The sequence below is a fragment of the Novosphingobium clariflavum genome, from assembly GCF_026420865.1.
GTDB lineage: Bacteria > Pseudomonadota > Alphaproteobacteria > Sphingomonadales > Sphingomonadaceae > Novosphingobium > Novosphingobium clariflavum.
Genome location: NZ_JAPCWC010000100.1, coordinates 1 through 860, shown reverse-complemented (window position 1 = coordinate 860; position 860 = coordinate 1). Strand labels below are relative to the sequence as shown.

Annotated in this window: 1 protein-coding gene; it reads left to right on the top strand. The window is 51.6% G+C overall.

Features of this window, described 5'->3' with window-relative positions; all coding sequences use genetic code 11:
* Positions 1 to 525: 525 nt before the first annotated feature.
* A partial coding sequence (locus tag OKA11_RS24450; protein WP_267225236.1) for a hypothetical protein occupies positions 526 to 860 on the top strand: 335 nt, incomplete at its 3' end.

Sequence of the window (860 nt, the reverse complement as noted above, 5' to 3'; positions counted from 1 at the left end):
CGACTGTATAGCTCTCTCGCTTCGCATACGCGCGACAAAGTGCAAACTGGTCCGCTATCGACTTATCGTCTTGCAGATCAGTCGAATAGCGAGCGTATATCGCTGCTCGCTTACTCATGCTTCGCCTCCACGCCTTTCAGGTAGTCAGCACGTGCATGCGCTCTTGCCAGCGCCTTGGCTACATCAATCCAATATTCGTCTTTTGTCTGATCGTGCGGAGCCGCCGCACGCGGTGATTCGGATGTCAAAAAGGTCTGTCCAATTGGTAATGACCAACGGATACGACAAGCGAAGTAATTTCGACGATATTAAAATGACAAAAAGAGAAGAGCCGCCAGCCTTCCGGCTGACGGCTCCTAAAACTATTTCATAAAACAGCGCTTGCGCCAGATCATGGTAGCGATCTGCTCGCTGACTGACAAGATGTGATTTTAATTTTTGGTGATGAACAAGATGAGTGTAAATAGGATCGATGTATTTGGATAGGTGATACGCGAGTTGGATTGCGCATCATCGATGTATTGGATGAGCAAGACTAACAATTTTTTCGTAAAATATCAAGAATCGCGTTTTGTTGAGGAGAAGGCGAGAGTTCGCCTGATCGAGCAATTACGCCACGGCTATTCGAACGAGGCGCGCGATCTCGCACATCGGATGTCAATATGCGGCGACCGTCGCGAGACATCGGACAATAGCATCTACTGCCGCCAGCCTGCTTGTCCGCGCTGCAAACGTGCATACGCCCGCAATCAAGCGCGGGCCATCCAGGACTGGATGGCGGATGCGCAGCGCTCCGATCTGTCTCTCGTGACTGTATTGCTCGGTGTCGCGGACCGGGCGGGGGATGTCCCTCGCATGTG